The organism is Variovorax sp. CF079 (genome assembly GCF_900101545.1).
Lineage (GTDB): Bacteria > Pseudomonadota > Gammaproteobacteria > Burkholderiales > Burkholderiaceae_C > Variovorax.
On the sequence record NZ_FMZU01000034.1, the window covers coordinates 1 to 25729 of the forward strand.

General features: G+C 68.3%; 23 protein-coding genes and 3 pseudogenes. 19 read left to right on the forward strand and 7 right to left on the reverse strand.

Annotation, left to right across the window (positions count from 1 at the left end):
• From BLS74_RS31550 to BLS74_RS31560, 3 genes and pseudogenes are all read left to right on the forward strand, one after another.
• A pseudogene (locus BLS74_RS31550) lies at window positions 1-207 on the forward strand (L-idonate 5-dehydrogenase); the annotation flags it as partial.
• Window positions 208-243: 36 nt separating this feature from the next.
• The gene (locus BLS74_RS31555; protein WP_093111639.1) at window positions 244-840 is read left to right on the forward strand and encodes a TRAP transporter small permease; all 597 of its coding nucleotides are present in this window, start codon (window positions 244-246) and stop codon (window positions 838-840) included.
• On the forward strand, window positions 837-2117 hold the full coding sequence (locus tag BLS74_RS31560; protein WP_093111641.1) for a TRAP transporter large permease subunit: 1281 nt from the start codon (window positions 837-839) through the stop codon (window positions 2115-2117). Before BLS74_RS31555 ends, BLS74_RS31560 begins: the two co-directional genes overlap by 4 nt.
• A 133-nt stretch (window positions 2118-2250) precedes the next feature.
• Here BLS74_RS31560 and BLS74_RS31565 read toward each other — a convergent pair.
• Window positions 2251-2571, reverse strand: a pseudogene (locus BLS74_RS31565) (isochorismatase family protein); the annotation flags it as partial.
• Between the two features lie 32 nt (window positions 2572-2603).
• Between BLS74_RS31565 and BLS74_RS35410 the strand changes: the two are divergent.
• Window positions 2604-2825: pseudogene (locus tag BLS74_RS35410) on the forward strand (LysR substrate-binding domain-containing protein); the annotation flags it as partial.
• A gap of 44 nt (window positions 2826-2869) precedes the next feature.
• Here BLS74_RS35410 and BLS74_RS31575 read toward each other — a convergent pair.
• From BLS74_RS31575 to BLS74_RS31585, 3 genes are read right to left on the reverse strand one after another with little or no spacing between them, the layout of a single operon-like run.
• Window positions 2870-4000: a CaiB/BaiF CoA transferase family protein gene (locus tag BLS74_RS31575; protein WP_093111643.1), complete on the reverse strand. Its 1131-nt coding sequence runs from the start codon at window positions 3998-4000 to the stop codon at window positions 2870-2872.
• A 7-nt stretch (window positions 4001-4007) separates the two neighbouring features.
• Window positions 4008-4982, reverse strand: coding sequence for a Bug family tripartite tricarboxylate transporter substrate binding protein (locus tag BLS74_RS31580; protein WP_093111645.1), 975 nt, complete (start codon window positions 4980-4982; stop codon window positions 4008-4010).
• A 35-nt stretch (window positions 4983-5017) separates the two neighbouring features.
• Entirely contained in the window at window positions 5018-6727 is a 1710-nt protein-coding gene (locus BLS74_RS31585; RefSeq protein WP_093111647.1) for an acyl-CoA dehydrogenase family protein, read from the reverse strand.
• A 106-nt stretch (window positions 6728-6833) separates the two neighbouring features.
• Here BLS74_RS31585 and BLS74_RS31590 point away from each other — a divergent pair, with 106 nt between their 5' ends.
• Window positions 6834-7754, forward strand: coding sequence for a LysR family transcriptional regulator (locus BLS74_RS31590; protein WP_093111649.1), 921 nt, complete (start codon window positions 6834-6836; stop codon window positions 7752-7754).
• A gap of 5 nt (window positions 7755-7759) precedes the next feature.
• On the opposite strand, the gene BLS74_RS31595 is transcribed toward BLS74_RS31590, so the two are convergent.
• Window positions 7760-8719 (reverse strand): Bug family tripartite tricarboxylate transporter substrate binding protein, encoded by a 960-nt coding sequence (locus BLS74_RS31595; protein ID WP_093111651.1) that lies wholly within the window; start codon window positions 8717-8719, stop codon window positions 7760-7762.
• Between the two features lie 166 nt (window positions 8720-8885).
• Between BLS74_RS31595 and BLS74_RS31600 the strand changes: the two genes are divergently transcribed.
• A complete protein-coding gene (locus BLS74_RS31600) occupies window positions 8886-10184 on the forward strand; it encodes a DUF1254 domain-containing protein (protein WP_170855786.1) in 1299 nt (432 codons plus the stop codon).
• On the opposite strand, the gene BLS74_RS31605 is transcribed toward BLS74_RS31600, so the two are convergent.
• The gene (locus BLS74_RS31605) at window positions 10151-11386 is read right to left on the reverse strand and encodes a CaiB/BaiF CoA transferase family protein (RefSeq protein WP_093111655.1); all 1236 of its coding nucleotides are present in this window, start codon (window positions 11384-11386) and stop codon (window positions 10151-10153) included. The two genes, BLS74_RS31600 and BLS74_RS31605, sit on opposite strands and share 34 nt — an antisense overlap.
• A gap of 107 nt (window positions 11387-11493) precedes the next feature.
• On the opposite strand from BLS74_RS31605, the gene BLS74_RS31610 reads away from it, so the two are divergent.
• Window positions 11494-12375, forward strand: coding sequence for an SMP-30/gluconolactonase/LRE family protein (locus BLS74_RS31610; protein WP_170855787.1), 882 nt, complete (start codon window positions 11494-11496; stop codon window positions 12373-12375).
• Between the two features lie 8 nt (window positions 12376-12383).
• Here BLS74_RS31610 and BLS74_RS31615 read toward each other — a convergent pair whose 3' ends face one another.
• The gene (locus tag BLS74_RS31615) at window positions 12384-13295 is read right to left on the reverse strand and encodes a LysR family transcriptional regulator (RefSeq protein ID WP_093111657.1); all 912 of its coding nucleotides are present in this window, start codon (window positions 13293-13295) and stop codon (window positions 12384-12386) included.
• 99 nt (window positions 13296-13394) lie between these two features.
• Here BLS74_RS31615 and BLS74_RS31620 point away from each other — a divergent pair, with 99 nt between their 5' ends.
• From BLS74_RS31620 to BLS74_RS31675, 12 genes are all read left to right on the forward strand, one after another.
• Window positions 13395-14486, forward strand: coding sequence for an LLM class flavin-dependent oxidoreductase (locus tag BLS74_RS31620; protein ID WP_093111659.1), 1092 nt, complete (start codon window positions 13395-13397; stop codon window positions 14484-14486).
• 18 nt (window positions 14487-14504) lie between these two features.
• Window positions 14505-15467, forward strand: a complete 963-nt coding sequence (locus BLS74_RS31625) for a flavin reductase (RefSeq protein ID WP_093111661.1) — start codon at window positions 14505-14507, stop codon at window positions 15465-15467.
• Between the two features lie 20 nt (window positions 15468-15487).
• Window positions 15488-16675: an acyl-CoA dehydrogenase family protein gene (locus BLS74_RS31630; protein ID WP_093111663.1), complete on the forward strand. Its 1188-nt coding sequence runs from the start codon at window positions 15488-15490 to the stop codon at window positions 16673-16675.
• A gap of 9 nt (window positions 16676-16684) precedes the next feature.
• Complete coding sequence (locus BLS74_RS31635; RefSeq protein ID WP_244504113.1) at window positions 16685-17788, forward strand: acyl-CoA dehydrogenase family protein; 1104 nt, start codon at window positions 16685-16687, stop codon at window positions 17786-17788.
• Entirely contained in the window at window positions 17772-18533 is a 762-nt protein-coding gene (locus tag BLS74_RS31640; protein ID WP_093111667.1) for an enoyl-CoA hydratase/isomerase family protein, read from the forward strand. The genes BLS74_RS31635 and BLS74_RS31640 overlap by 17 nt, the downstream gene beginning before the upstream one ends.
• Window positions 18534-18536: 3 nt before the next feature.
• Entirely contained in the window at window positions 18537-20681 is a 2145-nt protein-coding gene (locus BLS74_RS31645) for an acetate--CoA ligase family protein (protein ID WP_093111669.1), read from the forward strand.
• Window positions 20678-21436, forward strand: a complete 759-nt coding sequence (locus tag BLS74_RS31650; RefSeq protein WP_093111671.1) for an SDR family NAD(P)-dependent oxidoreductase — start codon at window positions 20678-20680, stop codon at window positions 21434-21436. Before BLS74_RS31645 ends, BLS74_RS31650 begins: the two co-directional genes overlap by 4 nt.
• Window positions 21433-21813, forward strand: coding sequence for a VOC family protein (locus BLS74_RS31655; RefSeq protein WP_093111673.1), 381 nt, complete (start codon window positions 21433-21435; stop codon window positions 21811-21813). The genes BLS74_RS31650 and BLS74_RS31655 overlap by 4 nt, the downstream gene beginning before the upstream one ends.
• Window positions 21810-22340 carry a nuclear transport factor 2 family protein gene (locus tag BLS74_RS31660; RefSeq protein WP_093111676.1) on the forward strand — a complete coding sequence of 177 codons (531 nt, stop codon included), beginning with the start codon at window positions 21810-21812 and terminating at the stop codon, window positions 22338-22340. Before BLS74_RS31655 ends, BLS74_RS31660 begins: the two co-directional genes overlap by 4 nt.
• Window positions 22341-22344: 4 nt before the next feature.
• Window positions 22345-23514, forward strand: coding sequence for an acyl-CoA dehydrogenase family protein (locus BLS74_RS31665; RefSeq protein ID WP_093111678.1), 1170 nt, complete (start codon window positions 22345-22347; stop codon window positions 23512-23514).
• 192 nt (window positions 23515-23706) lie between these two features.
• Window positions 23707-24762: a beta-ribofuranosylaminobenzene 5'-phosphate synthase family protein gene (locus tag BLS74_RS31670; protein WP_093111680.1), complete on the forward strand. Its 1056-nt coding sequence runs from the start codon at window positions 23707-23709 to the stop codon at window positions 24760-24762.
• A gap of 36 nt (window positions 24763-24798) precedes the next feature.
• Entirely contained in the window at window positions 24799-25716 is a 918-nt protein-coding gene (locus tag BLS74_RS31675) for an NAD(P)-dependent methylenetetrahydromethanopterin dehydrogenase (protein ID WP_093111682.1), read from the forward strand.
• Window positions 25717-25729: the final 13 nt, after the last annotated feature.

Sequence of the window (25729 nt, forward strand, 5' to 3'; positions counted from 1 at the left end):
AACACCATCGTGGCCAAGGAGTTCGACCTGCGCGGGGCCTTCCGCTTCCACGAGGAGTTCGCGGTGGCGGTGGAACTGCTCAACAAGGGGCTGGTTGACGTGAAGCCGCTGATCTCGGCGACCTTGTCCTACCGCGACTCGGCGCGCGCCTTCGCGCTGGCGGCCGATCGCTCGCAGGCGATGAAGGTGCTGCTCAGTTTTGATTGAAACCTGACGCGCACCGCGCGTCATGAGGGGACGTCGATGAACCGACTGATCAATGGCTACTGCAAGCTGCTCGATGCGCTGGTCGCGCTGGCGCTCGCGATCATGGTGGTGCTGGTGTTCGGCAACGTGGTGCTGCGCTATGCATTCAATACCGGCATCACCGTGTCGGAAGAGGTGTCGCGCTGGCTGTTCGTCTGGCTGGTGTTTCTCGGCGCCATCGTCGCGCTGAAGGAGCACGCGCACCTCGGCAGCGACATGCTCGTCTCGCGTCTGCCGGTGGCCGGCAAGAAGGTCTGCCTGGTCCTGGGCCAGCTGCTGATGCTGTACGTCACCTGGCTGCTCTTCTCCGGCAGCCTGGCACAGGTCAAGATCAACTGGGAGGTCGAGGCGCCGGTGACGGGTGCCTCCATCGGCATCTTCTATCTTGCCGGCGTCGTGTTCGCGGTGTCGGCAGGTGTGCTGTTGCTGCGCGAGCTGTGGCGCACCTTGAGCGGGCAGTTGCGCGACGACGAACTGGTGATGGTCAAGGAGTCGGAGGAGGCCGCCGAATTCGAGGAACTCCAGGCGCAGCTGGCGCGACAGAACGCGGAGTCGGCGCCTGCCGCCAGCGAGCAGGCCAGGAGCAGGACATGACCGTCGCCATCTTCCTCGGCGCGCTGCTCGGCACCATGGCGCTGGGCATCCCGATCGCCTTCGCGCTCCTGGCCACCGGCGTGGCGCTGATGTGGCACCTGGACCTGTTCGATGCGCAGATCCTGGCGCAGAACGTGGTCAACGGCGCCGACAGCTTCCCGCTGCTGGCCGTACCTTTCTTCATGCTGGCCGGCGAGATCATGAACGTGGGCGGCCTGTCCAAGCGCATCATCGACGTCGCGCTGGCCCTCGTCGGCCACATCAGGGGCGGGCTGGGCTACGTGGCGATCCTCGCGGCCATCCTGCTGTCGGCCCTGTCGGGGTCGGCAGTGGCGGATGCGGCCGCGCTCACCGCGCTGCTTCTGCCGATGATGGTGGCCGCCGGCCACGACAAGGCGCGCTGCGGCGGACTCATCGCGGCCTCGGGCGTGATCGGGCCGGTGATCCCGCCGTCGATCGCCTTCGTGATCTTCGGCGTCGCAGCCAACGTGTCGATCTCCAAGCTGTTCCTGGCCGGCATCTTCCCCGGCATCCTGATCGGCGCTTCGCTCTGGCTGACCTGGATGTTCCTGGTGCGCAAGGAAAAGATCGTGCCGCCGCCGCGCAAATCGGCGCGCGAGATCTGGACGGCGCTGCGCCAGGCGACCTGGGCCCTGATGCTGCCGGTGATCATCCTGGTGGGACTGCGCTTCGGCGTATTCACGCCGACCGAGGCGGCCGTGGTGGCGGCGGTCTACGCCTTCTTCGTCGCCACGGTGGTGTACCGCGAACTAAAGGTCGGCCAGCTGTACGCCGTGTTCGTGAGTGCCGCCAAGACCACGGCCGTCATCATGTTCCTGGTGGCGGCCGCGCTGGTGTCGGCGTGGCTGATCACGGTGGCCGATCTGCCGGGCAAGGTAATCGGGCTGCTCGAGCCCTTTATGGGCAACAAGACGATGCTGCTGATCGCGATCATGGTGCTGTGCATGATCGTCGGGACGGCGATGGACATGACGCCGACCATCCTGATCCTGACGCCGGTGCTGATGCCCGTGATCAAGCAGGCGAGCATCGACCCGGTCTACTTCGGTGTGCTCTTCATCATCAACAACTCGATCGGCCTGGTCACGCCGCCGGTCGGAACCGTGCTCAACGTGGTAGCCGGTGTCGGGCGCATGAAGATGGACGATGTGACCAGGGGCGTGCTGCCCTTCATGGCGGCCGAGTTCGCGATCCTGTTCCTGATGGTGCTGTTCCCGCAACTCGTCACCGTGCCGGCCAAGTGGTTCGGCGGCTGAAGTGGCTGCACGGCGCCATCCACGGGGAACAAGCGGACGTTGAACAACCTACTGAAACATCACAGCTAGAGCAGACTGCATGCCAATCGCTGCGGCTCGAGCAGCGCTCAACGATTGGCTGCATGCGACATTTTTAACCCTGCAGTGCGTCCATCAGCACCTCCTGCACGATGCGGCCGCCTTCAGGTGTGGCCCAGCTGCCTGCCAATTCGGCAATCAACTGGTTGGTGCTGGTCAGTGTGACGCCGTTCTTCTCCATGCGACGCAGCGCCATGTCGTCGGCCAACTTGCTCGGCGAGCCACCGTCGTCCGCGACCACCTGCACGTCATAGCCTTGCGATACCAGGGTCAGCGCCGGATAGACCGCGCACACGTCATTGGTCACACCGGCGATGATGAACTTCCTGCGGCCGGTCGACTTCACCGCCGCAGCGAAGTGGGAGCACTCATCCACGCATGGTCGATTCCCAGGAAGGGGTCGATCAAGTCAACAGCGTCGGCATGTTCCGGCGCTTGGCGACCCTGGACTTGGGCGTGATACTGCTGCCTGAGGAGGTGGCCGCCGAGGATGTGGTGGCCGGTCGCTTGCGACGGGTTCTACCAGGGGGGCAGGCCAACCCGACGCCCGTCTACGCACTCACCAAGACCCGTTTGCTACCGGCGAAGACGCAGCGCTTTATCGAGTTCCTGCAGGAGCGTTTGGGGCAGCAAGCTCGCCCGACCTCGAAGCCGCGCCACCCGACGAGTGAATCTCAGCGCGCTTCAAAGCCCTCGCCCGGAGTAAGCGGCGCGTGGCGATACGTCGCCGGTGTGCGGCCGAGCTTGACGGGCGCGCCGATGCCGCGGTAGCCGCCGGCCATTTCCACCACCATGCCGCGGTGCGCTGTGTGTGGATGTGCCAGCGCCGCGTCGACCGGCAGCACCGGTGCGGCGGGCACGCCGGCGGCCATCAGCGTGTCGACCAGCGTGTTGCCGTCGAAGCCCTTCATCGCGCCTTCGAGCGTTGCCTTCAGCGCTTCGCGGTTCACGGAACGGGCACCTGCGGTGGCGTACAGCGGATCGTCCGCCAGCTCGGGCACGCCGATGCAGCGGCAGAAGGCCGCGAACTGTCCGTTGTTGCCGACCGCCACGAAGACCGGTTCGGTGCCGGTCGCCAGCGCGTCGTAGGGGTAGATGTTGGGGTGCGCATTGCCGGTGCGCTTCGGCGCCTTGCCGTCGACGAACCAGTTCGCCGCATGCGGGTGCAGCAGCGACAGGCCGCTGTCGTACAGCGCCGCCTCCACGAACTGCCCGCGTCCGCTGCGCTGGCGCTCCTGCAGCGCCAGCAGCACTCCGATCACCGCATTGAGGCCCGTCACCATGTCGACCACCGGCAGGCCTACGCGCAGCGGCCCGCCGTCAGCCTCGCCGTTGATGCTCATGATGCCCGTCATCGCCTGCACCGCGGCGTCGTAGCCGGGCAGGGCGCCGAGCGGGCCGTCGGAGCCGAAGCCCGACACGCGGCACCACACAAGCCGCGGGAAGCGCTGCGCCAGAGTCTCGTAGCCGATGCCCCAGCGCTCCATCGTGCCGGTCTTGAAGTTCTCGATCAGTACGTCAGCCTCGGCCACCAGCGCGAGCAGCGCCTCGCGCCCGTCGGCGCTGCCGAGGTCGAGGTGCATCGTGCGCTTGTTGCGGTTGAGCCCGTGATAGTACGAAGCCACGCCGTCCTTGAAGGGCGGGCCCCAAGTGCGTGTGTCGTCGCCTTGCGGCGGCTCGACCTTGAGCACGTCGGCCCCGTGGTCGCCGAGGATCTGACCGCAGTAGGGGCCGCCGAGGATGCGGGAGATGTCCAGCACGCGGATGCCGGCCAGCGCGCCGGTGGAGGAAGGCGATGCGTTCATGGCGGTGTCAGTCGAGTTGCGCGCCGGACTGCTTCACCACGCCGGCCCACTTGCTCATCTGCGCCTGAATGAACTTGCCCAGTTGCTGCGGTGTGTGGGCGGGCGCCGGCTCCAGGCCCTGCGAGGCGAAGAGCTGTTTCACCTTGGGCGTGTCGAGCACCTCGACGAAGGCCTGGTTGAGCTTGGCGATGCGCTCGGGCGGTGTGCCGGCCGGTGCGACGATGCCGAAGAAGACGCTCACCTCGTATCCGGGCACGCCCTGCTCGACGACGGTCGGCACATCCGGCAGCGCCTGCGAACGCTCGGCCGTCGTGACGCCCAGCGCGCGCAGCTTGCCAGCCTTGACATAGGGCAGGGCGGTGAGCACGTCGGTGAAGCTCATGCTCACCTGGCCGCCCAGCAGGTCGTTCAACGCAGGCCCGGTGCCCTTGTACGGGATGTGTTGCAGGTCGACGCCGGCCGAGGCGTTGAAGAGCACGCCGGCCAGGTGCGACGACGCGCCGTTGCCCGACGAGGCGTAGCTCAGCTTGCCCGGGTTGGCCTTGGCGTAGGCGATCAGTTCCTTCACGTTCTTCGCCGGCACGGCGGGGTTCACCACCAGGATATTCGGCAGATGGCCGACCTGGATCACCGGTGCGAAGCTCTTCACCGGGTCGTAGCTCACCTTGCGGTAGAGGCTGGCGTTGATAGCCAACGGTCCCGAGGTGCCGAACAGCAGCGTCTGGCCGTCGGGCGTGGCGCGCGCGACGTAGTCGGCGCCGATGTTGCCGCCGGCGCCCGCGCGGTTCTCCACGATCATGGGTTGGCCGAGGCGGTTCTTCATCTCTGCAGCAAGCGTGCGCGCCATCGCGTCGGTCGGGCCGCCCGGCGGAAACGGGATCACGAGCGTGACGGGCTTGTCGGGAAAGGTGTCGGCCTGTGCCGCAGGCAGCAAGGGCAGGGCCGCGGCGCTGGCGAGCACGAGTGTGGCGAGAAGTCGCATGGGTTTGTCTCCGTCGTTGTGTGGGTGAGAAGGGGTCAGGCCGTGAGGGCCTCCGGGGAATCGGCGGTCCAGTCGCGCGGCACCGCCAATGCAGCAAGCGGGTCACGCGGCAACACGCGGTGCAGCAGTACGAGCTGCGCCCATTCGATACGCTGCGCCGAGCCGCCACGCGCGCCCTCCCAGGCCATCGCGATGGCGCTGGCCACGTGGTAGAGCGCCGACGCGGCCTGCCGCGCGAGGCGGTCCCCGCCGTCTGCGGCCGCGAGCAACGCCAGCGCTACGGCGCGCGCGAGAGCATCGCGCAGCGCGGCGGCAAAGGCAGGCGCGAGCGGCGCGTCGTCGACCAGCGCCTCGAAGTGCGCCTGCAGCACCGGCAGCGAGCCTTCGCGTTTCACCGCGCGGATCACATCGAGCGCGACGATATTGCTGGTGCCTTCCCAGATGGAGCCGAGGTGCGCGTCGCGCAGCAGGCGCGGGTCGGCCCATTCCTCGATGTAGCCACAGCCGCCGCGCACTTCCATCGCGTCACCTGTCACCTTGCGCGCATCGCGGCAGGCACGGAACTTGATGAGCGGCGTGAGGATGCGCAGCAGCGGGTAGGCGGCGGTCTCGCCGTCGTCGGACCGTGCCAGCGCCTGGGCGGTCTGGAACACCATGCTGCGCGCCTGCTCGGCGGGGAGCCGCAGCTTCTGCAGTTGGCGCTGCATCAGCGGCATGTCTTCCAGCCGCTTGCCGAAAGCGCGGCGCTCGTGCGCGACGTGCTCGGCCTCGGCCACCGCGCGGCGCATGAGGCCGGCGGCGCGCACGCCGTTCGAGAGGCGCGAGTTGTTCACCATGTCGGCCATCTGCACGAAGCCGCGGCCCTGCTCGCCCACCAGGTAGGCCAGGGCGCCTTCGAGCCGGATCTCTCCGCTGGCCATCGAGCGCGTGCCCAGCTTGTCCTTGAGCCGCAGGATGCGGTAGCGGTTGGCGCTGCCGTCGTCGAGACGGCGCGGCAGCAGGAACAGCGACACGCCTTTCATGCCCGGCGGGCCGCCGTCGACGCGCGCCAGCACCATCGCGAAGTCGGCGTCGGGGTTGGAGCAGAACCACTTGTCGCCGCCCAGGCGCCACTGGCCCTGCTCGTCCTGCCAGGCGCGGGTCTGGGTGGCGGCGATGTCGGAGCCGGCAGCCTGCTCGGTCATGAACATCGCGCCCTGCGCCAGCGTGTCGAAGTCGAGCGAGCGCAAGCGCGGCATGAAACGCTCGACCAGCTCGGGGCTGCCGAACTTCTTCAGGGTGCGCGTCAGCGAATCGGTCATCGACACCGGGCAGCACAGGCCGAACTCGGCCTGCACGAAGAGATAGGTCAGCACGTACTTGACCAGCGGCGGCATGCGGCCCTTCCATCCCAGCGTGTCCTCGCGGTGCGACATCGCGGCGAGGCCGAACTCGCTCAGCGCGAGCCGTTCCATCTCGACGTACGCCGGGTGCTTGTGGACTCGCGGGTCGTCGATGCCGGTGCGGGTGCGCAGCGTCAACGTGGGCGGGTTCTGGTCTGCGGTGTGCGCGAGCTCGTCGAGCCGGCCACCAGCCAGGGCCCCAAGGCGCTCGAAGTGCGGCTGCATGTGCGCCAGCAGGTCGGCCGGCAGGTAGAGCGCCAGCAACCTGTGCAGTTCGGTGTCGTCGGCGTAGAGGCTCCGGCCGTGGCGGTCGGGTACGGGATGGACGGTAGTGCCGTCGGCGGTCGCAGCGTGGCTGGGCATGGCTTGTCTCCTTGTTCCCCGAATTCTTGGTGCGGCGATGATTCTTGTCTAATATCAAATTGGTCTTGATCAATCCGATATGACTATTGTTGAAAGGGGCCTCGCCATGGAGCTTCGCCACCTGCGCTACTTCATCGTCCTGGCCGAAGAGCTGCACTTCGGCCGGGCCGCACGGCGGCTGGCGATCTCGCAGCCGCCGCTGAGCGTGGCCATTCGCCAGCTGGAGGAATCGGTCGGCGCGCAGCTCTTCGAGCGCAACAGCAAGGCGGTGCGCCTCACCGCCGCGGGCCAGACGCTGCAGGCCTCGGCGCGCGCGCTGCTGCGCGATGCGGACGAGGCGCGGATGGAGGCGCGGCAGGTGGCGCAAGGATCCGCGGGGCGGCTGCGCATCGGCTTCGTCGGCGCCATGCTCTACCGCGGCCTGCCGCAGGCGCTGACGCGCTTCCAGGCGGCGCATCCGGCGGTGCGCGTGACGCTGGCCGAGCTCAACTCCGGCGAACAGATGGCCGAGCTTCTGCACGACCGCTTGGACGTCGGCTTCGTCCATACACGCCGCGTGCCGGCCGAACTGCAGTGCCGGCTGCTGGTGTCCGAGCCCTTCGTCGCCTGCCTGCCGGCCCAGCACCGGCTGGCGAAGAAGCGCAAGGTCGCGCTCGCCGGCCTGCGCGACGAATCCTTCGTGCTGTTCTCTCGCAGCGCATCGCCCGACTACCATGAGCGCATCCTGTCGATCTGCGCCGACGCCGGCTTCTGGCCCGAGGTGCGCCAGGAGGTGCGCCATTGGCTGGCCGTGGTGTCGCTGGTGTCGCAGGGCATGGGCGTGGCGTTGGTGCCCGACGCGATGCGCCATTGCGCGCTGCCGGGGGCGGTGTTTCGTCCGCTGGAGGGCGCGAGCACGTCGTCGGAGGCCTACGGCGTATGGCTCGCGTCGTCGCAGAACGTGCTGGTGCCGCGGCTGCTCGATGAAGTGGCGCGGAGCTTGGGTCCGCGTCGCCAATCGGGGGCGTCGCCCCCGGGCGGCCTTTGAATCACCTAGTGGACTTGCTTGGGCAGGTTCAGGCTCTGGAGCAGCGGGACCCAGCGATCGTGCTCCGTGCGCACGAACTTCGCCAGTTCCTCGGGCGTGCCGCCGCGCGGCTCCATGCCAATGGCGCGGGCCTTGGTGATGAACTCCGGGTCGGCGATCACCTGGTTGACGGCCTTGTTCAGACGGTCGATCACGTCTTTCGGCGTGCCGGACGGCACCGAGAGCGAGTACCACAGCGTGGCGTCGAAGTCGTAGCCCATCTCCTTGAACGTCGGCGCCTCGGGCACCTGCGGCAGCCTGCGGCTGTCCATCACGCCCAACACGCGGAGCTTGCCGCTGCGGATATGCGGCAAGGAGCCGGTGATGGACGTCCCATGGATGTCGATCTGGCCGCCGAGCAGGGCCTGCACGGCGGGGGCATCGCCGTTGAAGGGGATATGGGTTGTACTGATGCCGACGGCCTTCTCGAAGCTCATGGGAGCAAGGTTGGTCAGGATCGCCGCGCCCGGGGAGCCGCGGTTGATCTTGCCGGGGTTGGCCTTGGCGTACGCGACCATCTCCTTGATGTTGGTGTACGGCAGGTCGGCCCGGCCGACGATGATCGCCGGTTGGTAGGCGATCTGCGTGACCGGCGCGAAGTCCTTGTTGGGATCGTAGGGCAGCTTCTCGTAGAGGACGGTGTTGTTCGCCAGGGTTCCCAGCGACGACACCAGCACGGTGAGCCCGTCCGGGCGCGACCTCGCCACGTAGTCTGCGGCGACGATCCCGCTGGCGCCGGGCTTGTTTTCCACGATGACCTGGGTCCCGCGCTTCGTCAGTTCGGCTGCAAGGATGCGGACGTACTGGTCGGTGCCGCCACCGGCGGCGAAGGGAACGACGATCTTGGTGGCCGTCTGCGCCTGGGCCGAACCCAGGGCCACGACCAGTCCGGACAGCAGTCCCGAGATGAATTTCCGATAGCTCACTTTGTCTCCTTTTGTCCCCTCGGAGGGGCAGGTAAATCCTGGACTCAGTCTATGGCCGGGTACAACGCGCGGACGTGCAGGGAATGAAAAGCTGCTTTGTATGTCGTGCACGCGGGGCAGGCCTGCGCGGCCTATCCTGCGTCCATCCGTTGGTTCACTTCATCGAATGACATCCACAGTTCCGGTGACGCCGTCATCCATCCAGGCCCGGTGGGCCATGCAGGCCGCGCTGCCGGCCGTGATCGCCGGTTATCCGCTGCTGGAGGCGCTGCAGACCTGCCGGCGACAGGCGATGTCCGGCAAGCCGGGCCATGGTCGGGCGCCGTTCAACACGATCGCGCACAGCACGCGGCAGTGGACCCACAGCGACCGCGACTTCAACACGCCGACCGTCGACCTGCTCTACAGCAACGCCTGGCTGGACCTTCGCCATGGGCCCGTGGTGCTGGAGATCCCGGCGCGCAGCCGCTACTTCGTCGTGGAGCTCCTGGATGTCTACACCAACAACTTCCAGAACCTCGGCACGCGCAACGTGCCCCCCGAGGGCGCTCGTTATGCACTCCTGGGCCCGGACGCGCCGGAGTCGCCCGCAGTGGCAGGCACGATCGCCGTTCGTTGTCCTTCCGCATTGGTGTGGCTGCTCGGCCGCGTGATCGTGGATGACGAAGCGGACCTGCCCGCGGCGCGTGCGATGCAAGCCGGGTTCCGGCTGCACGGCGCGCCGGCGCCGGCGCCGTTCGCGAGCCTGGCACAGTGGCAGGACACGGGAGATGCGGCGCTCGACTTCTTTTCCAACCTGGCGCGGGCGTTCAATGACTTTCCGCCGCCGCCGTCGCAGCGCGCGCCTCTCGAGTTGCTCACCGCCGCGAACATCGCGCTGCCATCCGATGGCGTGCTCACCGAGTTGCGCGGCGCCGCGATCGAGGGCTTGCGCGGGGCGTATCGCGAAGGCATGGCGCTGATCGAAGGCCACACCCACACCGCATCCAAGGCGCCTTGGCGCTTCTCCACGCGCCTGGGCCGCTTCGGCAACGACTACATGCTGCGCGCAGCCACCGCCTGGAAAGGCATCGGCGCGCTGGCCGCGGACGAGGCGATCTACGCGCCGGCCGATTACGACCAGCACAGCGAGCTGCTGCACGGGCGCAATGCGTACCGCATCCGGTTCGAGGACGGCGGCGACCTGCCGGTGGATGCGTTCTGGTCCATCACGGTGTATGGCGACGACCGCTTCCTGGCCGGTCATCCGCTCGGCCGGCATGCGCTCGGCAGCCGCAGCGGCCTGGAGCGGGACACGGACGGCGCACTGACGATCCACGTGGGCCACCGGCGGCCTGCCACGCCCGGGTCGAACTGGTTGCCAGCGCCGGACGCCCCCTTCTACCTGATCCTGCGGATGTACCACCCGCAGCAGCGCCTGCTGGAGGGGCGCTACAAGCTGCCGCCAGTGGAGCGGGTGGACTGATCGGCTTTCACGACGCCGGCCTCGCGCAGTGCCGCGATCTCGGCGTCGCTCAATCCCGCCTCCCGCAGCAATTCCTCGGTGTGCGCGCCGTGGGCCGGTGCGGCCTGGGTCTGGAGGCGCGGCGTGTCGCACAGGTCGTAGGGCAGGCCGAAGCTGCGATAGCCGGGGCGATCCCCGTTCGGCGCAGCCTCGATGACCATGCTGCTGGCCCGGAAGTCTTCGCCCGCAAGGGCATCGCTGTAGCTGCGCACGACACCCACCACGATGTTGTTGCGCGTGAGCAGGTCGACGCACTCGCGCGTGCCGTACCGCGAAAGCCGTTCGCTCACGGCCTCCTTCATGGCCGGCCGGTTCGCGACGCGGAGCTCGTTGGTGAGGAAGCGCGGGTCCGTCGCCAGCGCGGGGGAGCCGATGGTTTCGCACAGGCGCACCCAGTGAGCCTGCACGTAGGCGGAGACCACGACCATGCCGTCGTGCGTGCGAAAGATGTCTGCCGCCGGGGCACTCAGCGGCTGGCCGTCGCCGCTGCGGGTGGGCTCGACGCCGCGCGCCAGGTAGTCGCTCCAGTTCGGCAGCTGAAGGTTCAGCGCCACTTCCAGCAGCGAGATGCGGATGGTTTCGCCGATGCCGGTGCGCACGCGCCGGAAGAGCGCAGCCAGGATCGCCTGCGCCGCCACCTGCACGGTGGCGGTGTCGATGATGGTGGCGCCCACCTTCTGCGGCAGGCCCTGCGGCTCGCCGGTCACCGACATCAGGCCGCTTTCCGCCTGCGCCGCGATGTCGTAGCCGGGCCGGTCGCGCGAGGGCGCGCCCGCGGGGAAGCCGCTGATCGAGACGTAGACCAGCCCCGGCTGTATCTCGCGCAATGCATCGGCCCCCAATCCGAGTGCCTCGGCGGCGCCCGGCCGCAGGTTCTGCACGACCACGTCGGCACGCTCGATCAGGCGCAGCGCGATCTCCACCCCGCGCGGATTGCGCAGGTCCAGGGCGATCGACTTCTTGTTGCGGTTGTAGGCGCGCAGCATGGCGTGGCCGAAGTGGCCCGTGTGGCGCGCCATGTCGCCTTCCAGCGATTCGATCTTGACCACCTCCGCGCCGAGGTCGCCCAGCGTCATCGTGGTGCCGGGGCCCGCAATGTAGTTGCCGAGTTCGATGACGCGAATGCCCTGCAGGGGCGGGGGAGGAGCGGCTCGTTCGTTCATCCGGGCGACTCTAGGAGCCGAGTGGGACCACGGGAACGCAGGAACTGCAAAGCTGCTTTGCAGGGCGCGCCGCCGGCTGTGCCGGATCGTCGCCAAACTTCGACCCCATGATGACCGTGGAGATTCGAAGGGTCGGCGAGACGAAGGACCTGCTGGGCGAAAGCCCGTGCTGGGATGCGCGCGCGCATGCCGTCTGCTGGATCGACTCGCTGGCGGGAACGCTACAGCGGCTGTGGCCTGCCACCGGCGAGGCCGAGCAACACGGCCTGCCCGCGCCGGTCGGCTCGATTGCGCCTTGCGAGAGCGGTTCGGTGGTCGCGGCGCTGAAGAACAGCTTCGCCCGCTACGACTTCGCCACGCGCAAGCTGGAGATCCTGGCCAGCATCGACATCGATCACCCGGACGTGCGCCTCAATGACGGCAAATGCGACCCCTGGGGCAACTTCATCGCCGGCACCATGCACATCAACCGCCAGCCGGGCGACGCTGTCCTCGGCGGCCTGTACCGGCTGCGGCCCGACCGCTGCGTGGAGCGCATTGCGGGCGGGTTCGGGTTGACCAACGGCCCCTGCTTCAGCCTCGACGGCCGCACGCTCTACGTGGCCGACAGCACGGTCCGCACGATCTGGACCTATGACTACGCGCCGGAAGGCCCGTTGTCCAACCAGCGCGTCTTCGTGCAGACCGAGGGATACGGATCCGGCCCTGACGGCGCGACCGTGGACGCTCAGGGCTTCGTCTGGACCGTGCTGACGCGGATCGGGAAGATGGCCCGCTTCGCCCCCGACGGACGGCTCGACCGGATGGTGGAACTGCCGGCAACGCATCCGACCAGCCTGTGCTTCGGCGGCCCGCAGTTCGAAGTTGCCTATGTCACGTCGATCTCCAGGAGCACGCATCTCGCGGGACTCCTGCCGCAGGACGGCGGCCTGTTCGAGCTGAGCGGGATGCCCGCCGCCGGGATGCCGGCGCACCGCTTCGCGGACTGAAGCCGGCCTCAGGCCGCGTCGCCTTCGCGCAGCGCCTCGGCAATGAAGTCGACGAAGGCGCGCACTTTCAGCGGCAGCGCGCGGCTCTGGCGGAACACTGCGTAGATGCCGTTGGAGAACCCGCGCACCGCGAACCGGTAATCGGGAAGGAGCCGCAACAGCGAGCCGTCCTGGATGCAGCTGCGCACCGTGGGCTCCGATAGCAGCGCGATCCCCATGCCGCCGATGGCGGCCAGCCGCAGCAGTTCGCCGTTGTTCGAGCTCAGCACGCCCTGGATCACCAGCTCCTGCTGTTCTCCCTGTTCATCGATGTATTTCCAGGTGGTGGCCTCGTGCTCGCGACGGTAGGTGAGGCAGCGAACCTCCGGCAGGTCGCGCGGGTGGCGGATGCGCTTGTGCACCTTCATGAAGGATGGGCTGGCCACCAGCACTTCGTCACTGCTGAGCAGCCGCTTGATCACGAAGCTCGAATCGGTCGACTCGCCGGTGCGGATGTCGATGTCGAAGTCGTGCTCCACCAGGTTCACAGGGTGTTCGGAGAGTTCGAACTCCAGCTGGATGTCCGGATGGCGCTGGGCGAAGCGCGGCAGCAGCGGCGCGATCACGCGCAGGCCGATCTGCGTGCGCGAGTGGATGCGCAGACGGCCCTCGGGCAGCAGTTTCGAGCTGCGCGCGGCTTCCTCCGCCTCCGCCATCGCCTCCAGCACCACCTCCGCGCGCCCGAGGAAGGCCTGTCCCGCCTCGGTGACCTTGAGCTTGCGGCTGGTGCGGTCCACCAGTTGCACCCCCAGCTCTTCCTCCAGCGCGCTGATGCGGCGCGAGATGGTGGCGGGCGAAAGACTCAGGCTGCGCCCCGCGGCCGAGAGGCTTCCCTTCCGCAGGGTCGTCACGAAGATCCGCAGCGAATCGAGGGCCTTCATTTCAGAAAACGCAAAGAAGGTGTGCGCGGCGTGGTGCGCGGCGCAGGCACTCCGTTCCTAAGATCGCTCCACGCAACCAAGCCAACCAGGAGCCTCGTCATGGATTTCGGAATCTTCATTCTGATGCAGCAGCGAAACAAGCACAAAACCTCTCACCAGATCCTGCGCGATGCCGTGGAGCAGACGCGGCTGGCGGACGAACTGGGCTTCGGCGGCGCCTGGTTCGCAGAACATCATTTCAGCAACTACGGCATGTGCTCGTCGCCGCTCACGATGATCGCGCACTGCGCCGCCGTCACCCGCAACATTCGCCTGGGCACCGGCATTGTCGTCGCACCGCTGTACACCCCAGCCCGCCTGATCGCCGACGTCGCGATGGTGGACCAGCTGTCCGACGGCCGCCTGAACCTGGGCATCGGCTCCGGCTACCAGCACTTCGAGTTCGAGCGCTTCGGCGTTTCGCTGGAGACCTCCAAGCAGCGCACGCTGGAGATGCTGGACATGCTGGAGCTGGGCCTGAAGGAGCCGAAGTTCGCCTACGACGGCCAGTTCTACCAGCAGCCCGAGAGCGCGATCAGCCAGCGCGCGGTGCAGCAGCCGATGCCGCCGTTGTGGGTGACCAGCGTGGACCCGACCTTCCTTGCCCGCGCCGTGCGTGGCGACCACCACGTGTTCGTCTCCGGCGGCGACGGCGGCGTGGAGAAGCTGCAGGCCACCCGCGCCCTGATCGACAAGGTAGCCTTGGGTGAAGGCAAGAACCCGGCCCAGGTGCCGGTCGGCGTGCTGCGCGCGGCCTACGCCAGCGAAAACAAGGCTGAAGTGGATCGCTACCTCGATTGCGCCCGCTACCAGCGCCGCGTGGCACTCAGCCTGAAGCGCCGCACGGCGCAGATCGCCGAGGACTACCAGGTGGCCGAGACGATGGCGGAAGGCGAGCCGACCCTGGACGAAATGCGTGCCCTGTTGCCCGTGGGCTCGGTGGACACGGTGATCGAGCGGGTGGTGCGCGAGATCCGCGCCATCAAGCCCGTGCACTACTGTTTCCAGACGCAGATGGGTGACTTCGACCACCCGACGATGCTGAAGCACCTGGAACTGTGGGCCAAGGTCATCATGCCCGCCGTGCAGCGCGAGATCGCCAACGACCCGCCGCACGTGGCCAAGCCTGCCACCGAGGCCGCCGCCGCCTGAGGCGCGCAGGCATACGCCATGAGTAGCACGACCTTGCACCGCGATGCCATCGAACCGACGCTGTTTCGACAGCTGCTCGGCTGCTTTCCGACGGGGGTGGCGATCATCACGACGCGTGCCGCCGACGGACGGCCCGCAGGCCTGACCTGCAATTCCTTCAGCTCGGTATCGCTGGAGCCGCCGCTGGTGCTGTTCAGTCTGCGCAAGGCAAGCAGCTTGCTGGGGGCGTTCGCCGAAGCCGATGCGTTCGCCATTAACATCCTGTCCGAGCGCCAGGATGCGCTGTCGAGTCGTTTTGCCTCGAGCAAGATCGCGGACAAGTTCGAGGGCGTGGCCTGGCGCTCGGGGCCGCTCGGAATGCCGATCATCGAAGACTGCCTGGCAAGCTTCGAGTGCAGCGTCCACGCCCGTCATGAGGCCGGCGACCACGACGTCTTCATCGGAGAAGTGAAGCACATGAGCGGAGGCCCCGCCGACCAGGCGCTGGTGTTCTACAAGGGCGCCTACATGATGCTGGCGGAGTCACTTCGCACGCTGGTGATCCAGGGGCGGCTCGGCTCGGCCGATCTCGACGAAGCCTATCGCACGCTGTATGGGACGCTGCTGCGGCTGGCGTGCGAACGGGCCACCGAAGGCGAGATCGATGCGATCGAGGCCGCCGTCGACGGCATCGAGCGGCATCGAGCCACGGACTCGCTCGCGCAACGCATCGAGTCGGCCAGTCGCTTCTTCTCTGCCATCGCGGCAGCCGGGCACAACGAAGCCCTCATGCTCATGGCGCAGACGATGACCACCATCCTGCGCGAGCGCTTGACGCACGTGGTCCCGGTGCGGCTGCGGCCGGACTTGTTTCCGCTTCGGCGCAAGGTCGTGCTGTGCCTTCGGCAGCGTGACGCGGACGGGGCCGCTGCCGCTCTGGACGAGCTGGTCACGAAGCTGCGCACGGGCGGCGACGTGGCCGCCGAGCCCAGCCGCTCATAGAAAACAGGACAGGAGACAACATGTCGAACACCGAAATCGCCGATGGCGAGGCGGATGCCTACGCCGCGTTCCGCCGCGAGCTGGAGGACTTTGCCCGCGGCGCCTGCCCGCCGGAGATCCGCGCCGTCGTCGCAGCGGGCCAGAAGGTCACCAAGCGCGAGTACATGGGGTGGCAGAAGATCCTCCATGAGAAGGGCTGGGGCGCGCCCAGCTGGCCGCGCGAATACGGCGGCACCGGCTGGGACATCAAGCAGCGGCTGATCTTCGAGGAGGTGATGGCCGAGGCCGATTGCCCGCCGCTGTACCACCACGGTCTGGGCCACATCGGCCCCGTCATCATCCGCTTCGGCACGGAGGAGCAGAAGGCGCGCTTCCTGCCGCGCATCCTGGACGGCTCCGACTGGTGGTGCCAGGGCTACTCGGAGCCGGGCTCGGGCTCGGACCTCGCCTCGCTCAGCACCAGCGCGCGGCTGGACGGCGCCGACTACGTGATCAACGGCCAGAAGATCTGGACCTCGCACGCGCACGAAGCCAACATGATCTACGTGCTGGTGCGCACCTCGAAGGAGGCGAAGAAGCAGGACGGCATCTCGCTGATCCTGGTGCCGATGGACAGCAAGGGCATCACGGTGCGCCCGATCCGCACCATCGACGGCTGGCACCATCTGAACGAGGTGTTCTTCGACGAGGTGCGTGTGCCCGCCGCCAACCTGATCGGCGAAGCCGGCAAGGGCTGGACCTGCGCCAAGTACCTGCTGGAACGCGAGCGCCTGCCGCCGGCGAATGTCGCGCGGCTGGAACTGGTGCGCCGGCAGGTCACGCGCGTGGTGGAAGAGGCTGCGAAGGCCGCCGTCGGGCGCCGGGATTTCAGCAACCTGCGCTACCGGTTGTTGCTCGCCGAAGCCGACGTCAAGGGCGCGCGCGTCATCCTGGCCAATGCGACGGACGACCTGAAGAACCAGCGTCCGCTCGGCGTGCAGCCTTCGGTGATCAAGCTGATGTGCAGCGACGTCGCCCAGCGCCTGACCTCCATCGCGCTCGATGCGGTCGGGCCGGAGGCGGCCCACCGCTTCCTCGCCCATGACGGCGAGGGCGTGCCCGGCGCCACCTGGGTGCAGAACTACATGTTCACGAGGGCGAGAACGATTGCCGGCGGCACCTCCGAAGTGCAGCGCAACGTCGTCGCCAACGAATTGCTGGGAGCCTGAAAAGTGTCCATGTCATTCACGCCATTGTTTCCCGGCATGCTGCTCGATGCGGCCGACCGCTTCGCGCAGGACCACGCCGCGACACAGGACTTCGCCGAGACCGACCCGATCCGGGAAATGGGCTGGGCCTGTACGGTCGTGCCCGAAGAGTCCGGCGGCGTCGGCGGCACGCTGGCCGACCTTGCCTCCATCGTCGAAGGCCTCGCCACGCACGGGCTGCACTTGCCGGTGGTGGAGACCTGTGCCGTCGCGCCCATCCTGCTGCAGGGCGCGGCGCCCGAAGCTTCTGCGCGCTGGCTGGAAGCCGTGTGCGAGGGCAGCGCGAAGATCGCGCCGCTGACCGCGCTGTCCGCATCGCTGGACGACATCGCGGTGCAGGCGAAGCAGCTGGACATCGGCTGCGAGCTGACCGGCGTGGTCCAGGGCGTCGATGTGTCGCTGGCCGCCACGCACTATCTCGTGCCCGCGGTGCTGCAGGGGACGGGCGAGGCGGCGATCTTCCTGGTCGACAAGGAGCGCATCCCCGCGCCCACGACAACTTACCGGACGATGGAAGGGCGACGCGGCGCCGACTTCCGGCTGGAGCACCTGACGGAGCCGGCGCTGGCCTGCATCGCGCGCGGCGCCGAGGCTCAGCGCGCGCTGGTCCAGGCCGACAACGCGGCCCTCCTGCTGACGGCGACGGACACCGTGGCCGCGCTGGCCACGCTGATCCAGCAGACCGTGAACCACCTGAAGGAGCGGCGCCAGTTCGGCGTGACGCTGTCGTCCTTCCAGGTGCTCAGGCACCGCACGGCCGACATGTACGTGCGCTACCTCGGCGCCAAGGGCCTGCTGATGCACGCCTTCCAGGAATACGACAGCGACGCGGCTGACCTGCGCCGCACCCTGCGCCTGATGAAGGTGGCGCTGGCGGAAACCGCCCGCACCTGCGCTGAAAGCGCCATCCAGATGCATGGCGGCATGGGCGTGAGCGAGGAGGTCCTGGCCACGCGCCTCGCCCAGCGCCTGCTCGCCTCCGAATTCCGCTACGGCGACCGCCTCACGCATGCGGCGCGGCTGCTCGCGCCGCAACCAACCTTTCCAGGAGTTCACTATGAACGTCAGCCTTGAAGTTTCCGAGTACATCGCCGTCGTGCGGCTGAACAAGCCGCCGGTCAACGCACTGGACCGCGCGACGCGGCAGCGCCTGATCGATGTGTTCGACGAGGTCTCCGAACGCGCCGACATCCGCGTGGCCATCCTCACCGGCACGGGCAAGTATTTCTGCTCCGGCGCCGACCTGAAGGATCGGCCGGACCCGGAGAAGCCCGGCGACTTCCTCGGCCACAACCGCTTGACCCGCGAAACCGGCAATGCGATCCGCGAGTGCGCCAAGCCCGTGATCGCCGCCGTCAATGGTCCGGCGTTGGGCGCCGGCTTCGGCCTGATGGCCGCCTGCGACATCTTCCTGGCCTCCGAGGACGCGAGCTTCGCGATGCCGGAGATCAACGTGGGACTGGCCGGTGGGGTGTCGATGCTGCGAACCATGTTCGGCCGCTCCTTCACGCGCCGCATGTTCTTCACCGGCATGCGCGTGCCCGCCGCCGAGTTGTACCGCCGGGGCGTGCTGGACGAAGTGCTGCCGCCGGACGAGCTGCTGCCCGCGGCCCTGCGCCTCGCGCAGGAGATGGCATCCAAGAGCCCGCTTGCGCTGGCCTACGCCAAACAGGCCGCCAACATGATGGACCTGATGCCGCAGCGCGACGGCTACCGCTTCGAGCAGAACATCACCATGGCGCTGTCCAAGACCGACGACGCCAAGGAAGCGCGCCAGGCCTTCCTGGAAAAGCGCCAGCCTGTCTACAAGGGGCGCTGAGCCATGGCCGTCGTTGCAGTCGCGGAAGTCGTGGAAGTGGGAAGGGGTCTGGACGCGCTGTTCCAGCCGCGTTCGATCGCGATCTTCGGCGCGTCGGAGGACGTGACCAAGATCGGCGGGCGGCCGCTGCAGTTCCTGCAGAAGTACGGCTACCGCGGCGCGATCTATCCGATCAACCGCAAGGGCGGCACGGTGCAGTCGCTTCAGGCCTATGCGAGCGTGGCGGACCTGCCGGAGGCACCGGAGTTGGCCGTGATGGCGGTTCCCCCCGAGAGCGTGCTGGAGGCGATCAAGGACTGCGCGAGGAGCGGGGTGCGCGCGGCGGTCATCCTCTCCTCCGGCTTCTCCGAGATGGGTGAAGCGGGCAGCCGGCTGCAGGCCGAGATCGGCAAGGTGGCCAGGTCGTCAGGCATGCGCGTGGTCGGCCCGAACTGCCTGGGCTCCATTGGCGTCGCGGAAAAGAGCATCGCCACTTTTTCGGTGGCGCTCGAGTCGGCGTTCCCCACCGCGGGCCACGTCGGCATCGTGTCGCAGAGCGGCAACCTCGGCAGCTACACGATGCGGCTCGCTGTCGATCGCGGCATCGGCATCAGCCGCCTGCTCACCACAGGCAACGAATGCGACGTGGACATCGCCGACGGCATCGCCTCGCTGGCCACCGACCCGGCCACCTCGGTGATCCTGTGCTGCATGGAAACCTGCCGCAACGCGGGCAAGCTGGTTCGGGCGCTGGCGATGGCGCGCGAGGCCGGCAAGCCGATCATCGTGCTGAAGGTCGGCGTGTCCCACGCCGGCAGCGAAGCGGCTGCCTCGCACACCGGCGCGCTGGCCGGTTCGGACGCGGTGTTCGACGTGGTGCTGCGCAACGGCGGCGCCATCCGGGTGCCGAGCATCGAACAGTTGCTGGACGTTGGCCACGCCGTCTCGGTGGTTGGCACTGCCCGCGCGCCGAAGGGCAAGCGCGCCGCGCTGGTGACGGCCTCCGGCGGCTTCGGAGTGCTGATGGCCGATGCGGCCAGCGCCCAGGGCCTGGATCTGCCGAAGCTTTCCGCGCGCGCGCAGGAGCGCATCCTCTCGGCGCTGCCCTACGCATCGCCCGGCAATCCGGTCGACATGACCGCGCAGGTGTCGAGCCGGCCGGAGTTGCTGGTCCAGGTGCTGTCCGCGGTGGCGGAAGACCCCGTGTGCGATGCGGTGATCCTGCAGTCCGCCTATGCCTTCCAGATGCCGCGGCTGCGCGACGTGTATATCGCCGCGCTGGAGCAGGTGCGGCTAGACCATCCGTCGCGGCTCATCCTGCTGTGCTGCAAAGCGCCGCGCGACACGATCGCGCAACTGAACCGGATGGGCTTCCCCACGGTGGAAACCATCGACGCGGCCTGCTCGACCCTGGCGGCGCTGGTGCGGCTCGGTACGCGGGGCGAACAAGCCGCGACGGCAGCGACGTTGTCTTCGACCGATGCGCTGCCGCAAGAAGCATTCGCCAACGAGGCGAGCGCCAAGGCGGCGCTCGCGCAGGCGGGCGTTCCCGTGCTGAAGGAAGTCACGGCAGCCAGCCGGGATGCGGCGCTGACGGCGGCGCGCGAAATCGGATTTCCGGTTGTGCTCAAGATCGTCTCGCCCGACATTCCGCACAAGACCGAGGTCGGCGGCGTCGTGGTCGGCGTGCGCTCGGAGGCGCAACTCGCGACCGAGTACGACAGCCTGCTGGCGCGCGTCGCGCAGAAGGCGCCAGAAGCCCGGATCGCCGGCGTGCTGGTGGCGCAGATGGCGCAGGGCGGCATCGAACTGATCCTCGGGACCAAGAAGGACCCAGTCTTCGGGCCGGTCGTGATGGTGGGCCTGGGCGGAATCTTTGCCGAGGTGCTGCGTGACGTGGCTCTGCAGATCGCGCCCGTGACCGAACAGCAGGCGACGCAGATGCTGCGCTCGCTCAGGGCCTTCCCCCTGCTCGACGGCGCGCGCGGCCGGGCAAAGGCGGACGTGGCGGCGGCGGCGCGCGCCGTCGCGGCGCTCTCGCAATTCGCTGCGCAGCACGCCGATGTCGTCGCGGAGATCGACATCAATCCATTGGTGGTGATGGACCAGGGGCAGGGCGCGTTCGCGCTCGATGCGCTGCTGGTGCCGGAAACGAAAGGCAATCCATGAATCCCTCTCTCGAAGGCCGCGTGGCATTTATCAGCGGCGCCGGCCACGGCATCGGCCGGGCCACCGCGCTGACCATGGCCCGGCTCGGCGCCACCGTCGGCGTCAACGACCTCAAGCAGGAATTCGTCGAAGAAACCGTTGCCGAGATTCATCGGCTGGGCGGCAAGGCGATGCCCCTGGCGCAGGATGTCTCCACCCGCGACGGCATGCGCGAAGCCGTGCTGCGCTTCGCGCGTGACGCAGGGCGGCTCGACGTGATGGTCAACAACGCCGCCTGGGTGCGCTACCAGCCGCTGGCGGAGATCACGCCCGAGGTGATGGACCGCATGGTCGACATCGGCTTCAAGTCGGTGATCTGGGGCATCCAGGCCGCCGCCGAGGCGATGGACCCGGAGCGCGGCGGCTCCATCATCAATGTGGCGTCCATCGCTGCCTTCAAGTCGCCGGCCCGGTCGGTGGTGTACAGCGGCCTCAAGGCCGGCGTGCTCGGGATCACCCGGGCCGCGGCCGCCGACCTGGGCGCGCGCGGCATCCGCGTCAATGCGGTCGCGCCGGGTGCGGTGCCGACGGAAGGCACGGCGAAGCACCGCAACGCGGAACTCGATGCGAAGCGCATCGCGCGCACGCCGCTCGGCCGGCTCGGCACGGTGGAAGACATCGCCGACGCGATCTGCTTCCTGGCCGGGGACGGCTCCCGGTTCATCAGCGCGGATGTGCTGCGCCTCGACGGCGGCGCGTCGGAGACTTCGCTGTGAGCGCGACGGACAGCGCTCCCAAACGGCTGCAGAACGTGTACGTGGTGGCGCAGCGGCCGGTCGAACTGCATTCCTTCTACGAATCCGCGCTGGGGCTCAAGCTCAAGTTCCGGGACAAGGACCGCTGGTTCCAGTACGGCGTGGGCAACACCAGTGTGGCCGTGGCGTGCAAGGAAGAAGCGGCGCCGGCGAGGTCCGGGCTCGTGATGGTGTTCGAGGTGGAGGACTTCGCCGGTGCCGAGGAACGCATCGCCGGCGCGGGCGGCCAGGTGCTCGGCATCCGTGACATGGGGGCGCACGGTGCGGTGATGTCGCTGCGCGACCCCGAAGGCAACGTCGTGCAGCTGTTCAAGCGCGCGGCCACCCCGGCGCAATGAGCTCCGCTGCGCAACTGCAGGCCCTGCTCGATCGCGAGGCGATCCGGGAGTGCCTCAATCGCTACTGCCGCGGCATCGACCGTGCCGACGAGGCGGCGCTGCGATCCGCCTACTGGGAGGACGCCACGGATTGCCACGGCGCCTGGAACGGCAGCGCCACGGGTTTCATCGATCAGGCCTTGCAACGCCTGCGCCTGGGCGGCCGGCGCGTGCACCAGGTGAGCAATGTCTCCATCGAGCTGCATGATGGTGTCGCTGCGGTGGAGAGCTATTTTCTTGCGCTGCAGGCTCCTGCCGGGAACTCCAAGCAGACCTTCTTGTGCGGACGCTACGTCGACCGCTTCGAACGCCGGCACGGCGAGTGGCGGATCGCCGCCAGAACGGTCGTGTACGACTGGATCGAGGAGCGCGAGCGCCCGGAGCTCGCGCTTGCCGATGAGGCCCTGTTCGGTGTGCGACAGCCGGTGGGTTGCGCAGCGCCCGGGGATTCGGTGTACGCGCTGCTGCGGGAAGTCCGCGTCGGATAGACACGTGATGCGTAACCCGGAAAAATTCTCGGCCCTGCTCGCCGAAGTTCGGCAGTTCGTCCGCGCCGAGTGCCTGCCCCTCGAGGAGGAGGTCGACCGCAACGACGAGATCCCCGAGGCGCTGGTGCAGCGCATGCGCGAGATCGGGCTGTTCGGCCACAGCATCCCCGAGGCCTATGGCGGCGCCGGCCTGAGCACGGAGGAGTTGTCGCTGGTGAACATCGAGGTCTCGCAGGTGGCAACCACGTTCCGGGCGCGCTTCGGCGGCAACACCGGCATCGCGTCGGAGTCCATCGTGGTCGACGGGACGCCCGGGCAGAAGAAGACCTACCTGCCGCGGCTGGCCAGCGGCGAGATGACCGGCTGCTTCGCGTTGACCGAGCCGGAAGCCGGCTCCGACGCGACGGCACAGAAGACGGTCGCGGTGCGCGACGGCGACAGCTTCCTGATCACCGGGAAGAAATGCTTCATCACCAACGCACCGATCGCCAACCTGTTCACCGTCTTCGCCAGGACGGACCCGGACGCGAAAGGCGCCAAGGGCATCACCGCATTCCTCGTCGAGCGGGGCACACCGGGCTTGTCGACTTCGGCGCCCTATCGCAAGCTGGGCCAGCATGGCTCCCCGGTGGGCGAGGTCGTGCTGGACCGGGTCAGGGTTGCAGCCTCCGCCATCGTCGGCGGCATCGAAGGGCAGGGCTTCCGCACCGCCATGAAGACGCTGAACAAGCAGCGCATCAATCTCGCCGCCCTGTGCACCGGCCCCGCGATCCGGCTCGTCGAGGAAATGGCGAAGCACGCGCAATCACGCCACCAGTTCGGGCAGCCGATCGGCGAGTTCCAGCTGGTGCAGCAGATGATCGCCGAGAGCAACACGGAGGTGCATGCGGCGCGTGCACTGGTGCTCGAGACCGCACGCAAGCGAGACGACGGCGCCGACGTCACGATGGAAGCGTCCATGTGCAAACTGTTCGCCTCCGAGATGTGCGGCCGTGTCGCAGATCGGGCCGTGCAGGTTTTCGGTGGCAGCGGCTACATGGCCGGCAATGTGGCTGAGCGCTTCTACCGCGATGTGCGCCTGTTCCGGCTCTACGAGGGAACGAGTCAGATCCACCTCGTCAACATTGCCAAGCGAACCATCGCACTGGCCGCACAGGACGCGGTTGGGTCATGAACTACCAGGTCGGGCCTGAAAGGGAGCTTCGTCGCCGCTGCTACCGCAGCGTGTGACACATTGTTCCAGTCCTGGGACATCAGCGGCGCGCACCACGAGCCAAGGCGCGGTGTGGCCCTGTGGGCGCGCCGGCGGAACGGCCCTTGCTTTGACAAGCAGGTCCAACCTTCGTTTCGTCGCACGACACCGCCCATGACCCCACCCGACACCGCCCTTGCTTCCAGGCCCCACCTGAGCGTGCGCACGGTGTGCGTGGACGCGCCCGGGCGGCTGCATCTGGGCTTTTTCGATCCCGCCGGCTCGCTGGGGCGCGCGTTCGGCAGCCTTGGGCTGGTGATCGATGGCTTCACGACCGAGGTCGAGTTGGCAGCGGCGGCCTCGGACCGCATGACGGGGGATACGCCGGCCGCGCAAGCGGAACTCGATCGCGCCGGCGCCTTCCTGCAGTTGCTGCGCCAGCGCAGCGGCCGCCATGCGCCGCTGTCCCTGCGGCTGCGGCAGGTGTTGCCGCCTCACGCGGGCTTCGGCTCCGGCACACAGCTCGCGTGCGCCATCGGTCGGGCCTTCGCGCACTGGCATGGCCTGGATCTGAACACCGCCACGCTGGCGCAATGGCTCGGCCGCGGCCTGCGATCGGGCGTCGGGATCGCGGGCTTCGACGCCGGAGGCTTGCTCGTCGATGGCGGCCCCGGCACGGACGGCCTGCCCGCGCCGCTGCTGTCGCGCGTTGCCTTCCCCGAGGCGTGGCGCATCGTCGTGGCCCAGGACCCCTCGCATCGGGGCCTGTCGGGCAGCGCGGAAAAGAAGGCCATTGCCGCCTTGCCGCCCTTGCCGCAGGCTCGCGCCGCCGACATCTGCCACCAGGTCCTGATGCGCATCCTGCCGGGGGCGGCGAGCGCGGAATTCGCGCCGTTCGCCGCAGGCATCCGCCGGATGCAGCAGCTGCTCGGCGAGCACTTCGCGCCGGCGCAGGGCGGTGCCTTCACGAGCCCGGCGGTCGGCCGGCTGATGCAGTGGATCGCCGAGGCGAGCCGCGATGCGAAGGCCGGGCCGTCGGCCGCGATCGGTCAAAGCTCGTGGGGTCCCACGGGTTTCGCCATCCTGCCTTCGCAAGCGCGCGCCGAAGCGCTGGTCGAAGCCGCGCAGGCAGCCGGTCGGGTCGACGCCCATCTGAAGTTGCGCATCGTGTCCGGCCGCAACCACGCCGCGATGGTGTGCGAAGTCAGCTCGGACCCGCGCATCGATTGAACACGCCGCAGACAACCATCCACACCGAAAGCTCCCATGGAACGTCCCCGCATCCTCCACATGTTCACGCCCGGCCGCCAGATGAGTCCCTTCGACATCAACATGGCGGCGGATGCGGGTTATCAGATCATCGTGCCCTACTGCGAGGTGGACCTCGATCGCATCACTGCACTGACGCAGGACACCATCTTTTCGCGCGGGCCGAAGGGCGCCGCACGCACCGGCATCTTCATCGGCGGACGCGATGCGCAGCTGGCCGCCGACATGCTCGAGCGCGCGAGGACCTCGATGGTCAAGCCCTTCGTCGTCTCGCTGATGGCCGATCCGAGCGGCGCCTACACCACCGCCGCGGCCATGGTGGCCTGTGTCGAGGCCGCTTTGAAGCGCCACCAGCCCCAAGGTCTGGAAGGCCAGCGCGTGGTGATTCTGGGCGGCACGGGCCCGGTAGGCCGCGTGGCCGGCGTGATCGCCGCGCAGGCCGGCGCCGAGGTCTTTCTGTCCAGCCGCAACGGCATCGACGCGGCTGAGGAAGCCGCTCAGGAAACCGGGCGGCGCTTCGGCGTGACCTTGCACGGCCTGTCCGGCGGAGACCCGGCCGCGGTGCGCAGATCCATCGCCGAGGCCGATGTGCTGCTGGCCTGCGCGGCGGCCGGCGTCCAGGTGGTGTCGATCGAGGCGCTCGGCGCCGCCACCCGGCTCAAGGTCGCGGCCGACGTGAATGCCGTGCCGCCCGAAGGCATCGCCGGCGTCGGTGTGATGGACGACGCCAAGCCATTGGCCGGCACGCAGGCCGTCGGCATCGGCGCGCTGGCGGTGGGCAACGTCAAGTACCAGACGCAGCATCGTTTGCTGGTGCAGATGTGCGAGGCCGAGAAGGCGCAGGTGCTGAGCTTCCCCGAGGCCTTCGCGGTTGCCCGCGCCTTCCTGGCCGAGCAGGCCGGCAAGGCGGCGTGAGGCGCGCTCGCGC